The 12,549-nt window shown below is 71.3% G+C and carries 10 protein-coding genes; 5 read left to right on the forward strand and 5 right to left on the reverse strand.

Annotated elements, in window-relative coordinates; genetic code table 11:
• Positions 1-273: 273 nt before the first annotated feature.
• On the reverse strand, positions 274-1,812 hold the full coding sequence (locus tag ND450_RS41105; protein ID WP_253323419.1) for an alkaline phosphatase: 1,539 nt from the start codon (positions 1,810-1,812) through the stop codon (positions 274-276).
• Positions 1,812-2,318, reverse strand: coding sequence for a hypothetical protein (locus tag ND450_RS41110; RefSeq protein ID WP_253323420.1), 507 nt, complete (start codon positions 2,316-2,318; stop codon positions 1,812-1,814). The genes ND450_RS41105 and ND450_RS41110 overlap by 1 nt, the downstream gene beginning before the upstream one ends.
• Positions 2,319-2,600: 282 nt before the next feature.
• On the opposite strand from ND450_RS41110, the gene ND450_RS41115 reads away from it, so the two are divergent.
• Positions 2,601-2,996, forward strand: coding sequence for a DUF3040 domain-containing protein (locus tag ND450_RS41115; protein ID WP_089917304.1), 396 nt, complete (start codon positions 2,601-2,603; stop codon positions 2,994-2,996).
• A gap of 108 nt (positions 2,997-3,104) precedes the next feature.
• On the opposite strand, the gene ND450_RS41120 is transcribed toward ND450_RS41115, so the two are convergent.
• From ND450_RS41120 to ND450_RS41130, 3 genes are read right to left on the reverse strand one after another with little or no spacing between them, the layout of a single operon-like run.
• Positions 3,105-5,579: a DUF3488 and transglutaminase-like domain-containing protein gene (locus ND450_RS41120; protein ID WP_253323421.1), complete on the reverse strand. Its 2,475-nt coding sequence runs from the start codon at positions 5,577-5,579 to the stop codon at positions 3,105-3,107.
• Position 5,580: 1 nt separating this feature from the next.
• Positions 5,581-6,846, reverse strand: coding sequence for a DUF58 domain-containing protein (locus ND450_RS41125; RefSeq protein ID WP_253323422.1), 1,266 nt, complete (start codon positions 6,844-6,846; stop codon positions 5,581-5,583).
• Between the two features lies 1 nt (position 6,847).
• A complete protein-coding gene (locus ND450_RS41130) occupies positions 6,848-7,900 on the reverse strand; it encodes an AAA family ATPase (protein WP_371927562.1) in 1,053 nt (350 codons plus the stop codon).
• A gap of 576 nt (positions 7,901-8,476) precedes the next feature.
• Here ND450_RS41130 and mraZ point away from each other — a divergent pair.
• From mraZ to ND450_RS41150, 4 genes are all read left to right on the forward strand, one after another.
• Positions 8,477-8,908, forward strand: coding sequence for a division/cell wall cluster transcriptional repressor MraZ (gene mraZ, locus ND450_RS41135; protein ID WP_045314249.1), 432 nt, complete (start codon positions 8,477-8,479; stop codon positions 8,906-8,908).
• A 168-nt stretch (positions 8,909-9,076) separates the two neighbouring features.
• Positions 9,077-10,030, forward strand: a complete 954-nt coding sequence (rsmH, locus tag ND450_RS41140; RefSeq protein WP_253323423.1) for a 16S rRNA (cytosine(1402)-N(4))-methyltransferase RsmH — start codon at positions 9,077-9,079, stop codon at positions 10,028-10,030.
• Positions 10,027-10,650 carry a hypothetical protein gene (locus tag ND450_RS41145; RefSeq protein ID WP_253323424.1) on the forward strand — a complete coding sequence of 208 codons (624 nt, stop codon included), beginning with the start codon at positions 10,027-10,029 and terminating at the stop codon, positions 10,648-10,650. Before rsmH ends, ND450_RS41145 begins: the two co-directional genes overlap by 4 nt.
• The gene (locus ND450_RS41150; protein ID WP_253323425.1) at positions 10,650-12,548 is read left to right on the forward strand and encodes a penicillin-binding protein 2; all 1,899 of its coding nucleotides are present in this window, start codon (positions 10,650-10,652) and stop codon (positions 12,546-12,548) included. The genes ND450_RS41145 and ND450_RS41150 overlap by 1 nt, the downstream gene beginning before the upstream one ends.
• The last annotated feature ends 1 nt before the right edge of the window (position 12,549 follow it).

A 12,549-nucleotide genomic window follows, 5' to 3' on the forward strand; every position in this document is an offset into this window, starting at 1 on the left:
CCTGAACCGGCAGTGCTCAGACAACAGTCCTTGGTCCGCAGGCCTCAATCCGCTGTCCCCACCCGCGGTTTCCGACCTGCGGACCCCAGTCCGCGACCCTCAACCCACGGTCCCGCATCCCGTCACTCGCCCCCAACCCGTTGCAGCCCAACCGGACCGCAGCCCCGGCCCTCCCGCCGCACGAAAGGCACACCCCACCCGATGAAGCCCGAACACCCACCACCCACGCCCACGAGCTGTGCGGGCAGGGCACGACCCCCGCCCGCACACCCGTCACGGCCGCCGGTACTGCGCGGGCGAGCCCACCGTCGCCGGGTCCTCGTAGCTGCCGGGCTTCCCCCGGTCGACGTGGAACGTGGTCAGCGTCGACACCGGCGAGGCCGCGTCCCGCCGGTCCCCGATCACCTTCATGTGCGTGGTGAACCGCTCCGGCGTCACCTCGTACACGTCGTAGCCGTACCTGTTGCCCTCGAAGTACTTCAGGTGCGGGTTCGCCGCGCCCATCACCGGGCCGTTGGTCGCGTTCCACTCCGGCGAGTAGGCGCCGGACGTGACCGAGTGCGCGGTGAACTCCGTGCCGATCACCGGGGACGAGAGGTCGTCGAAGTCCGGGCGGATGTCGTCGACGAACGCCGAGTGCCAGTCGCCGGTCAGGACGACGAGGTCCTCGAGGCCGGTGGAGGCCACGTGGCCGAGCACCTCGCGGCGTTCGGCCCGGAAGCCGTCCCACTGGTCGGTGAAGTAGTAGCCGCCGCCCTGGCGGGCGAGTTGCGAGAGCATGATCGAGTTGATCCACACCTGCCAGGCCTCGCGGGCTCCTGAGATGCCGTCCAGCAGCCACTGCTTCTGGGCCGCGCCCAGGATCGTGCCGTCCGGCAGGTTCTGCGCCGACCGGTACTGGCGCAGGTCGAGCACGGTCAGGTCGAGCAGCGAGCCCCACTGGCGGCGGCGGTGGATCTGCGGTTCGAGAGCGCTCCCACTGCGGATCGGCAGGTGCTCGTACCAGGCCTGGTAGGCGGCGGCGCGGCGCTTCACGAACGGGGCGGCGCCCTCGGTTCCGCTGTAGTCGTTGACGACCTCGTGGTCGTCCCAGGTCAGGTAGAACGGGTGTGCCGCGTGGGCGTCGCGCAGGGACGGGTCGCCCTTGTACAGCGCGTGGCGGCGGCGGTAGTCCGCAAGGGACAGCACGGCGGGGCCCTCGTGGTCGCGCACGTGCGCGCCGCCGACCTGGCCGTGCTCGTAGATGTAGTCGCCGAGGTGCACCACGAAGTCCAGGTCCTCGGCGGCGATCCCGCGGTGGGCCGCGTAGAAGCCGTCGTGGAACGCCTGGCAGTTCGCCGTCGCGAAGCGCACCTTCGACACCGGGCCGACGGGCGCTGTGCGCGTGCGTCCGATGCGAGAACGCTTTCCCAGCGCCGAGAACTGGTAGTAGTAGGTGCGGCCGGGGCGCAGTCCCTGCACGGGCACGTGCACGTTGTGGCCCAACAACACAGACGCCGCAACGGTTCCATGCGCCACCCGCGAACGCATGGTGCGGTCCGTCGCGACGGACCACTCGACCTCGACGACCTCGGGCAGCGGCTGCTCGAACGCCAGCGGCTCCGGTGCGAGCCGGGTCCACAGGACCACGCTGTCCGGCAACGGGTCCCCGGAGCCGACGCCCAGGCAGAACGGCGCCGCGTCCCACGACGCGCCGAGGTCCAGGGCGGCGGCGTGGGCCTCGGCGGGGGACAGGCCCGCCGACAGCGGCCACACGGAGCCGAGAGCGCCGGCGGCGGCCGCGGCGCGCAGGAGATCACGTCGGTTCAGCATCAGCGGCCTCCGACCGTGAACGAGATGTTGTCGGCGTAGCCGTCGTTCGACGTGCCACCACCGGATCGGGTCATCTGCAGCGTCACCACGGCGGTGCGGCTGCCCGGCGGCACGGTGCCGCGAGCGGACCGCTCGACCAGGCCGGTGCGGCCGGAGCGCTCCTCCGCGGTCACCGGTCCGAGCACCACGAGGCCGCGGGGCGTGCCGCCGTCGTCGAGGAACTCCACCGACAACCGGGCGCCGTCCTGTTGCGAGGCGTAGCCGCCGAGCCAGGCGGTGACCACGAACTGAGACGAACGCCGAGGCAACGTCACGCTCTGTCGCAACGTGCTCAGGGGTGTGTCGCCGCCGCCGAAGAACGACGAACCGCGCTGCGCCGGCCCGGGATCACCGGGCCCCGGATATCCCTGCCCGGTGTCGTACCGCAGCACGACGGGGGCGCCCGCGACGACGAGCCAGCCGGTCAGGCCCTGCTCGGCGGCACCGTTCACGATGAGTTCGGTCATGCGACCGATCCGAGCAAGCCGGGATTTCCCGGGCGAGGACCACGGCCGAACGGCATGTGAACGCACGGCCACAAGGGGCTCGGAGGTGCCTCACGAAGGCCTCACCACTGCCCCAGGAGGATGATGGTGACAGAACAGACCGTATGAGAACGCCGACTGGGTAGTCGCCGGGGCGCGCGGATCGTATCCTGGAAGGTGACGTCCCCAGGGTGGGTCGTCCGCCGGGTTCGGCGGAAACCGAATACACCCGGCGCCCGCGACCGCTGTGCCGGAGGAGGAACGATGCCACTCTCCGAGCACGAGCAGCGACTGCTCGACCAGATCGAGCGCGCGCTCTACGCCGAGGACCCGAAGTTCGCATCCACCGTACGAGGCGCCAAGTTGCGGCGGCCGTCCAAGCGGCGCCGCGTACAAGGCATCGTGTTGTTCGTAGTCGGCGTGGCCGCGCTCATCACCGGAGTGATGCTGCCGGCGCTCTCGATCGCCAGCATCCCCGTGGTGAGCGTCTTCGGCTTCCTGCTCATGTTCTTCGGTGCGCTCATCACCCTGACGACGTTGCGTCGCGGTGACCAGGTGGCCGAGGGGGCGCAGGAGGACGGCAAGCCAGCGCGCAGCCGCAGCTCGTTCTCCGAACGGATGGAAGAGCGCTTCCGCCGTCGCTTCGACGAAGAGCAGTAAACCCCTCGGATCGAAGAAGCTCTGACAGAGCGATGGGCCCGCCCCCGGTTGGGGAGCGGGCCCATCGCTGTGTCAGGTGGCTCGCCTCCCGGCGGAGGCGAGCACTTCCTACACCCCGACCGGCTCGCGGTCCGGCGCGTCCGCCACCGGTGCCGGGGCCGGCTTCAGCACCGACTTCGGCAACAGCCTCGCCCGCAACGACAGCGGGGCGTTCTGCCGCAACGACTGCCGCACCGCCGCCAGCGCGCCGGGCAACGCCGGGTCGGCGGCCGGGTTCGGGCTGTACCAGGACCGCTCGATCGCCCCGATGACGGTCCGCAGGCCCGCCTTGCCCGCGTCGTCCAGGTTGTGCTCACGGGCCAGGCGGCGGGCGGCGATCCGGATCGTCTCGGCGGGCGGCACCGGGGCGCCGCGGTCGATCGACTCCGCCATGAGCTCGCTCCACGCGGCCGAGGCCGCGCCGGGACCGAGCGCCGTCACCGCGTGCAGGTGGTTGCGCCGTCGCACGGCCCGCACGAGCATCGGCGTGAAGAGCACTCCGGCGAGCACGAGCGGCACCGCGATCCACCACGAGAGCAACGCGGCGGCGAGGCCCACGCCCATCAGCCACAGCCCGGCCGCGGCCGGTATCAGCAGCTTGCGCGCCCACGACACGCCCAGCAGGCCGGCACCGACCACACCGAGCAGCGCCAGCACCAGGAAGATCGACAGCAACGCCGCGAGCAGCAGCACCACGCCCAACGCCCAGAGGTGCCACGACGGCGTGGTCTCGGCGCTCGCCTGCGGCAGGCCCTGGTCGCCGTCCTCGCCGTCGGGAGAGGTGGACGCCTGGGCCGAACCGGACGCGGAGGGCGCCACCGACTCCGTCGTCGTCTCGGCGGTCGGCACCTCCTCCTGGCCCGGCGCGGTCTCGCGCAGGTACGGCGGCTGGATGCCGCGGCCGTCGGAGATCGGGGTCGGGTCGAAGGTCATCCAGCCGAAGTTCGGGAAGAAGATCTCGACCCACGCGTGGGCGTCGTCGGTGCTGATCACGCGGTACTCGTTGTCCGCGGAGTTGACCCCCGCGGTGAAGCCGATCGCCACGCGCGAGGGCAGGCCCACCACGCGCGCCATCACGGCCATCGCGGAGGCGAACTGCTCGCAGTAGCCGACCTTGCTCCTGAGCACGAAGTCGGTCAGCGCGTCCCTCGTGACGTCGCCCTGCGTCTTGAGCTCGTACTTGAAGTCGCTGGTGGGGCTGTTGAAGAACTCGGAGAGCTTCGCCGCCTTGTCGAAGTCGTTGGTGGCGCCCTCGACGATCTTCTTCGCGAGGTCGACGACCTCCTGCTCGACGCCGTCGAACTTGTAGTACTCGCGGTCGACCGCGTTCGCCTGGGTCGGTGCCAGCCGCAACGCCTGCTTCGTCGGCGTCGACAGCACCGTGTCGATCTCGTAGGACTCCGGTTCGCGCTCCCGCTGGGTGTAGATCACGCCCTTCTTCGGGTCGAACTGGTAGTCGTCGTCCGGGGTGTCGATGCGGCGGACGGCGCCGTAGGTCGGCAGCCAGAAGCTCCGCCAGTCGCGCGGCTCGATGTTGATCCGGGTGGTCTTGCCCTCGCCGCGGTCGCCCGCCTGGGGCGGGAGCTCACCTCGCGCGGGCTGGCCGCCGGGAGGGCTGCCGCGTTCCCAGCCCTTGTTCGGCACGTACTGCGCCAGCGTCGACGCCCGCATGTAGCTCGGCTCCGTCATGCCGCGCACGTAGAACACCTCGGCGGTGCGGCCGCGGTTGAGCATGCCGCGCAACGAGGTCATCTCGCTCAGGCCGATGCCGCCCTTGCCCCCGCCGCCGACGCCGCTGCCGGGCAGCCTGCCGACCGTGCCGACGAGCGTGAAGCCCGCGCCCACGACCAGCGCCACGACCATCGCGATCGCCGCCACCGACGTCGCCGACCCGCCGGACCCGCTCGCCGACCCCGAGCCGAGCCTGCCGCGCCACGCCTCGTGCCGGTGCTGGCCGTCGACCGCGAGCAGCATCGCGAACGCCGCCGCGCCCAGGACGAACGTCCACCACGGCAGCATCTCGTCGGCCAGCGACGCGGGCACCGCGAACACGCACAGCAGCACCAGCCCGGACGCCGCCGGGGCGGCCGCGGCCACCGCCAGCGTGTCGACCAGCACCGCGACCAGGCCGATCGCCAGCACGACGAGCGCCTGGATCGCCGGGGACGCGTGCACCGGCGGAACCCCGGTCTGCACCTGCGCCACGGACTCCGCGAGCACGTCGCCGAGCTCGCCCAGCGCGTCGGGACCGGGGATGAACAGGAAGATGCCCGACCGCGTGTGCAACGCCGTGAGCAGGCACAACAGCACCGCCACCTGCGCGATCGCGACCAGCGGCGGGGTCAGCCGGGTCGCCCGCAGGAACGCGCCGGTCACGGTGATGGCGACGATCACCACGCCGATCCGCACCAGCCACAGGTCGCCCTCGATCACGCCGGACAGGGCGGTGGAGGCGCACAGCACCGCCAGCGCGGCGATCCACGGCGTCGCCGAGGTGAACCACTCGGGCTCGGTGCCCTTCGCGGGAGCGGAACGGGACCCCATGTCAGCCCACCTCCGAGCGGAACGACGGACCCCGGGACCCTGCCGAGGCGCACAACTCCTGCCAGACCTGCTGCATCGACGCCGCCGGCTTCGCGATCGCCACGCCCCAGCCCGCGCCGCTCAGCAACCGCCGGGCGTCCTCGGGGTCGGGCGCGGGGGAGTCGGTGCCGCCCGCCCACGCGTTCACGTCCAGCAGCACGGCCAGGCTGCGCGTTCCGCGCGGCCGGTACCGGACGAGCTCCTCCGCCGACGCCGGCGAGAGACCGCCGAGCACCGCGATGACCTCCTGGCCCGCGCCGGGGTCGGTCCCGCCGCTCAGCTCACGGCGGTGCGAGCCCTGCAACGCGGCGAGCGCGTCCAGCACCACGTGGTCGCTGTGCCCGCCGTCGGACGACCCGCCCGCGAGCACCCGCCCGTCCTCGGCGACCAGGCGGACCTGGTGGCCGAAGTGGTGCAGGTGCAGGCAGATCGACGCCGCGAACGAGATGGCCCACTCCAGTGACGCCGTGGGCCCGCTGCCGCGGTGCGCGTGCACCCGGTGGTCGAGCAGCACCGTCGTGCCGCCGCGCCACGGCCGTTCCTCGACGCGCACCATCAGCTCGTCGCGCCGGGCGGTCGACCGCCAGTGGACCTTCCGCAGGTCGTCGCCCTGGCGGTACGGCCGCACGACGGCGTCGTCCTCGCCCTGGCCCGCCCGCAGCCGCACCGAGCCGTCGTCACCAGCGCCCATGCCGGACCCGCCGGGCAGACCGCCCAGCCGCACGACCCGCGGCACCACGACCAGCCGCGACCGGCCCGCGAGCTCGCGGTCGAACTCGGCCAGCCCGAACGGGTCGGTGATCCGCGCCATCAGCGGGCCGACCTGCTGGACACCGCGCATCACCGGCTTGAGCGGGTAGCGCAACGCCGTCGGGGTGTTGCGGGGCAGCCGCTCCACCAGGAACCGCGGCCGCGCACCCAGCGCGTACGGGACCGTGTCCTCCAGCATGAGCCCGCCCGTGGGCAGCCGGCCCGTGCTGCGCAGCTCGAGCTTCACCTCGGACGCGGCACCGACCGGCACCCGGCTCGGCGCGAGGTAGCGGGAGGCGCGCAGCCCCACCCGCGCCCGCGTCGCGAGCCACGCGGCCAGCAGTGGGAGCGCGATCACGAAGGCCGCGACCCTCAGCAGGTCGCGCTCGTTCAGCACGGCGGCGCACACTCCGGCGGCGAACCCCGCGGCCAGCAAGCATCTTCCGCGTGTGGTCAGACCGGAGAGTGCGGTGCGCATCTCAGCGTGGCGTCCCTGCGTTGTTGTTGTTCATGCTGCGGACGAACGCCGCGCTCGGGTCGAGTGCCGCCGTGGGCACCGGCACGCGCTGCAACAGGGCCCTGATCAGGTCGGCCGGCGACCGGCGGGCGGCCTGCGCCTCGGCGGTCAGCACCAGCCGGTGGGCCAGCACCGGGATCGACACCGCGTGGATGTCGTCCGGCACCACGAAGTCACGACCGGCCAGCGCGGCCTGCGCGCGGGCGGCCCGGACGAGGTGCAGGGTGGACCGCGGCGACGCACCGAGCCGCAGCTCGGGCAGCCGGCGCGTGGCCGACACCAGCTCGACGGCGTACCGGCGGACCTCGGGCGAGAGGTGCACCCGGCGCACGGCCTCGATCAGTCGCAGGATCTGGTTCGCGTCCGAGACGGGCCGCAGGTCGTCGAGCGGGTTGTGGCCCGCGTGCTCGTCGACCATCGCGAGCTCGGCCTGCGGGTCCGGGTAGCCCACGGACACGCGCGCGGTGAACCGGTCGCGCTGCGCCTCGGGGAGGGCGTAGGTGCCCTCCATCTCGATCGGGTTCTGCGTCGCGATCACCATGAACGGCGAGCCCAGCGGGTAGGTGTTGCCGTCGACCGTGACCTGGTGCTCCTCCATGCACTCCAGCAGCGCGGACTGCGTCTTGGGGGAGGCGCGGTTGATCTCGTCGCCGACGACGATGTTCGCGAAGATCGGGCCCGGCCGGAACTCGAAGTCGTTCTCCTGCCGGTTGTAGATCGACGAGCCGGTGATGTCGCTCGGCAGCAGGTCGGGCGTGAACTGCACGCGGCTCACGGTGCAGTCGATGGAGCGGGCAAGCGCTTTCGCCAGCGAGGTCTTGCCGACACCCGGCACGTCCTCGACCAGCAGGTGCCCCTCGGCGAGCAGCGTCACGAGGGCCAGACGGACCACGTCGGGTTTGCCGACGAGCACCCGTTCGACGTTCGCGGCGATCCGCTGGACGGCACCGTGCAACTCACCCAGAACCTGATCGACCGGCGCGTGACTGTTCGCGCTTGGGCTTCCCGGCGTCACTAAACCTCCAGCAGCCGTGTCCGGAACACGGACGTGTGAGCGTTTCACGCAGTGTGTCAAACCACGGCTAAGTGCCGTTACCTGCAGTGTGAACCAGTGGCCGGGGTGATCGCACAGCGCTGCGAACCGCGCTGGGCCCCGATCACCGTGACCGTTTCGTCATCACGGTAGCGGGCGGCACCGACAGTGCCCGCCGCAGTCCGCGGACACCGCGACCTCCGCCCCCGTCCGCGTCGGCCCGACCTCCGCCAGGTGCCCGGCGCCGTGGTGGCCCCCACCGTTTTCCACCTTCCCCCACCACCTCGCCGCCACGCGCCGTTTTCGCGGAATTTTCTAGGCCGTTCGAGTGCTAATCGGCGGCTGAACCCTCACCCGCGAAGGTGGTGCCGCACGAGTTCCCCCACCGTCCCCCCACGGCGCCCCACGCCTTCTACCTGCACAAATGAGTTGCGACATGCTGTGCAAACGACCGTTTCAACGTTGACTGTGGTGAAAAGTGGGGTACTGTGGCGGCCGGTGGGGCAGACGGGGGCTCCACTGCCGGTCTCGTCGCCCGGCAAGGGAGGTGTACGCCGAATGTTCCTCGGCACGCACTACCCGCGCCTGGACGACAAAGGTCGGCTGACACTGCCTGCGAAGTTCCGGGACGAACTGGCGGGAGGTCTCATGGTCACCAAGGGCCAGGACCACTGCCTGTACGTGTTCCCCCGGGCCGAGTTCGAGCAGATGGCGAGGAAGGTCGCCGAGGCGCCGTTCACCAACGACGCCGTACGCGCCTACCAGCGTTATCTGTTCGCAGGTACGGACGAGCAGCGTCCGGACGGTCAGGGCCGCGTTCTGATCGCACCGGAACTGCGCCGGTATGCCGGGCTGACCAAGGAGTGCGTGGTCGTCGGCGCGTTCACCAGGATGGAGATCTGGGACGCGGCGGCCTGGCAGACCTATCTCGAAGAGCACGAGGACGGCTACGCCACGGCTCGCGAGGAGGTCATACCGGGCGTCTTCTGATGGCGGTCAGCCGAGCAACAGGCCGGATGTTCCACACGCGATTCGGGTGCCGTGAGGCCTCGGTCCGCTCGACTATCGGCCCTGGCGCACCTTCCCCGGCGCCAGGTCCGCCGGGCGGGCGGGGACCTGACGTCACCCGAAACGCGCATTAAGGGGAGTAGAGGGACGATGGATCAGCCGCGGCACGTTCCGGTGCTGCTGGACCGCGTCCTGGAACTCTTCGCTCCGGCGCTGCACGGCAAGCCTGCCATCGTTGTCGACACGACCCTCGGCATGGGCGGCCACTCCGACGCGCTGCTGAGCGCGCACCCCGAACTCACCCTCATCGGGCTCGACCGCGACCCGCAGGCCATCGAGATGGCCGGCAAGCGCCTGGCGCGCCATGGTGACCGGGTCCACCTCGTCAACGTCACCTACGACCACATCGACGAGGCCGTGGAGGACCTCGGGTACTCCCGTGTGGACGGTGTGCTGATGGACCTCGGCGTGTCCTCGTTGCAGCTGGACGAGGAGGAGCGCGGGTTCGCGTACTCGAAGGACGCCCCGCTCGACATGCGGATGTCCAAGGGCAGCGGCATGACGGCGGCGGACGTGCTCAACACGTACTCGCACGGCGACCTCGCGCGGATCCTCTCGACCTACGGCGAGGAGCGGTTCGCGGGCAAGATCGCCTCCGCGGTGCTCCGGGAGCGCGAGAAGGAGCCGTTCACGAACTCGGGCCGGCTCGTCGAGCTGCTCTACGCCGTCGTGCCCGCGGCTTCGCGGCGCACCGGCGGGCACCCGGCGAAGCGCACGTTCCAGGCGCTGCGGATCGAGGTCAACGGCGAGCTGGAGTCGTTGCGGCTCGCACTGCCCGCGGCGCTCGGCGTGCTGGGCGTCGGCGGCCGGATCGTCGTGGAGTCCTACCAGTCCCTCGAGGACCGGATGGTGAAGCAGGCGTTCGCGGAGCTCGCGAAGTCGAAGACCCCGCCGGGCCTGCCGGTCGAGCTGCCGGGCCACGGGCCCGAGATCAAGCTGCTCACCAAGGGCGCGGAACTCGCGAACGAGCAGGAGATCGAGGACAACCCGCGTGCGGCGCCGGTGCGCCTGCGGGCGGCGGAGCGGATCGGAGACCCGAGATGACGGCACCCGCACGGGTCGGCGGGCCGTCGCCCCGCGACGGCTCCACGAAGAAGAAGGCCGAGGAGAAGGACAGGGCCCGGCGGCGGACCGCCGGGGCCGAGCGCGCCTACGCCCGGCGGGCCCAGCGCGCGTCGAACCTGCGCGGCGGCTCCGCGAGCCCGCAGCAGAAGGTCGTCTCCAAGGCCCCGTTCGTCGTGCTCGTGATGCTCGTGCTGGGCGCGGGCGTCGCCGGGATCATGTACTTCTCCACCCAGGCCGCCGCCGACACCTACCGGCTGCAGGAGGCGCGGGCCGAGGCCGAGAAGCTGACGCTGCAGATGGAGCAGCTGCGCCGCGAGGTGGCGCTGCTCGAGTCGCCGACCGACCTCGCGCGCCGCGCGGGGGAGATGGGCCTGGTCCAGCCGTCGAACCCGGCACGGCTGCGGCAGAACCCGGACGGCACGGTCGAGGAGTTCGGCAAGCCGAGCGCGCCGACCAAGTCGACGCCTCCGCCTCCGCCTCCACCCCCGCCGTCGTCCGAGACGCCCGCGCCGCCCGCGGGCCAGACCCCGCCGGAGGGCCAGCAGCCGCCCGCCGGTCAGCAGCCCCCGGCCGGTCAGACCCCTCCGGCGGGTGGCTGATGCCCGGTCAGCAGAGGGGCCCGCGCCGCCCGTTGTCGGTGCGCGGGCCCGCACCGGCCGCGCGGCTGGGAGGTAACAGCAGGCTGCGCATCGGTGTCGGCCGCGTCCTGCTGATCGGCGCGCTCGTGATCGCGGGCGTCAAGCTCGTGCAGGTGCAGGGCATCCAGGCGCAGGAGTTGTCGGAGCAGGCGCAGAAGCAGCGCACGACGCCCATCGACATCCCCGCCGAGCGCGGCTCGATCCTCGACCGCAACGGCAACCAGCTCGCGTTCTCGATCGAGGTGCGCGCGCTCTACATCCTTCCGCAGCGCGCGCGTAAGACGTGGGACGAAGCCCATGCGAAGGACCCGGAGAAGTACCCGGGCACCTACGACGAGCACGCGCGCGAGATCGCGAAGTTCATGTCGTCGACGCTCGGCCCCGAGGTCAACGGGGAGAAGACCGACGAGGAGACGATCTACCAGCAGCTGGTCAAGGACATCTCGTACGAGGTCCTGGTCAACGAGTCCGAGCCCGCCAAGGCCGCCAAGATCGTCGAGAAGTTCCCGACGGAGATCGGCTCGGAGTACCGCTCCAAGCGCATCTACCCCAACGGCGAGCTGGCGTCGAACATCATCGGCGCGGCGAACTGGCGCCAGGACGAGAAGCCGCCGACCGTGCAGGGCATCCTCGGGCTGGAGAACGCCCAGGACAACGTGCTCGCGGGCCGCACGGGCCGGCGGGTGGTCGACACGATGTCGGGCGACGACACCCTCGTCATCCCGAACACCGAGCGCGAGCTCGTGAAGCCGCAGCCGGGCAAGAGCCTCGAGCTGACGATCGACATCGACACGCAGTACGCGGTCCAGAAGATCATCAGCGACTACACGAAGAAGACCGGCGCCAAGAACGGTTCCGCCGTCGTGCTGGACAGCCGCACCGGCGAGATCGTCGCGATGGCCAACGACAAGACGTACGACCCGACGGACTTCGGCAAGGCCTCCGAGGACCAGAAGCGCAACACCGCGGTCGCGTACAGCTTCGAGCCCGGTTCCGTGAACAAGATCGTCACGGCCGCGGCCGCCGTCGAGTACGGCCTGTTCAAGCCGGGCGACGTGCTGCAGGTGCCGGGGTCGATCAAAGTCGCGGACCGGGTCATCAAGGACGCGTGGAACCACGGCACCGTCCCGATGTCGTTCACCGGCGTGTTCGCCAAGTCCTCCAACGTCGGCACGCTGGAGGCCGCCCAGCAGGTCGGTCCCGAGCGCTACGCCGAGATGCTGCAGAAGTTCGGCCTCGGCCGCCGCACCGGCTCCGGTGTGCCCGCCGAGGAGTCGGGCCTGGTGCCGCCGCTCAACCAGTGGTCCGGCTCGACCTTCGGCAACCTGCCGATCGGCCAGGGCCTCTCGATGACGTTGCTGCAGATGACCGGCATGTACCAGGCCATCGCCAACGACGGCCTGCGCATCCCGCCGCGGCTGGTCCGCGCCGAGATCGGCGAGGAGGGCGCGCGCTCGGAGAAGCAGCGGCCCGAGGGCGTTCAGGTGGTGTCGAAGGAGACGGCGAAGACCGTGCGCGAGATGTTCCGCTCGGTCACCCAGTCCGACCCGCGCGACGCGAACCAGAACGGCACCGGCAAGCCCGCCGCCGTCCCCGGCTACCAGATCGCGGGCAAGACCGGCACGGCGCAGCAGATCGACCAGAACTGCAAGTGCTACTCGCAGTCCGAGTACTGGACGACGTTCGCCGGCATCCTCCCGGCCGACAACCCGCGCTACGTCGTCGGCATCATGCTCGACGCGCCGTCCGGGGCCCAGTCGGCCGCACCCGTGTTCCACGACATCGCGACCTTCCTGACCCAGCGGTTCCAGGTGCCGATGTCGGCGGAGCAGACGCCGTACGTCCAGTTGCAGCTGTAGG

The sequence above is a fragment of the Lentzea sp. HUAS12 genome, from assembly GCF_024125735.1.
GTDB classification, from domain to species: Bacteria; Actinomycetota; Actinomycetes; order Mycobacteriales; family Pseudonocardiaceae; genus Lentzea; species Lentzea albida.

What these genes read in the sequence shown, in the direction of transcription:
- ND450_RS41105 (WP_253323419.1), bottom strand. Translation starts at nt 1,812, where the DNA reads ATGCTGAACCGACGTGATCTCCTGCGCGCCGCGGCCGCCGCCGGCGCT.
- ND450_RS41110 (WP_253323420.1), bottom strand. Translation starts at nt 2,318, where the DNA reads ATGACCGAACTCATCGTGAACGGTGCCGCCGAGCAGGGCCTGACCGGC.
- ND450_RS41115 (WP_089917304.1), top strand. Translation starts at nt 2,601, where the DNA reads ATGCCACTCTCCGAGCACGAGCAGCGACTGCTCGACCAGATCGAGCGC.
- ND450_RS41120 (WP_253323421.1), bottom strand. Translation starts at nt 5,579, where the DNA reads ATGGGGTCCCGTTCCGCTCCCGCGAAGGGCACCGAGCCCGAGTGGTTC.
- ND450_RS41125 (WP_253323422.1), bottom strand. Translation starts at nt 6,846, where the DNA reads ATGCGCACCGCACTCTCCGGTCTGACCACACGCGGAAGATGCTTGCTG.
- mraZ (WP_045314249.1), top strand. Translation starts at nt 8,477, where the DNA reads ATGTTCCTCGGCACGCACTACCCGCGCCTGGACGACAAAGGTCGGCTG.
- rsmH (WP_253323423.1), top strand. Translation starts at nt 9,077, where the DNA reads ATGGATCAGCCGCGGCACGTTCCGGTGCTGCTGGACCGCGTCCTGGAA.
- ND450_RS41145 (WP_253323424.1), top strand. Translation starts at nt 10,027, where the DNA reads ATGACGGCACCCGCACGGGTCGGCGGGCCGTCGCCCCGCGACGGCTCC.
- ND450_RS41150 (WP_253323425.1), top strand. Translation starts at nt 10,650, where the DNA reads ATGCCCGGTCAGCAGAGGGGCCCGCGCCGCCCGTTGTCGGTGCGCGGG.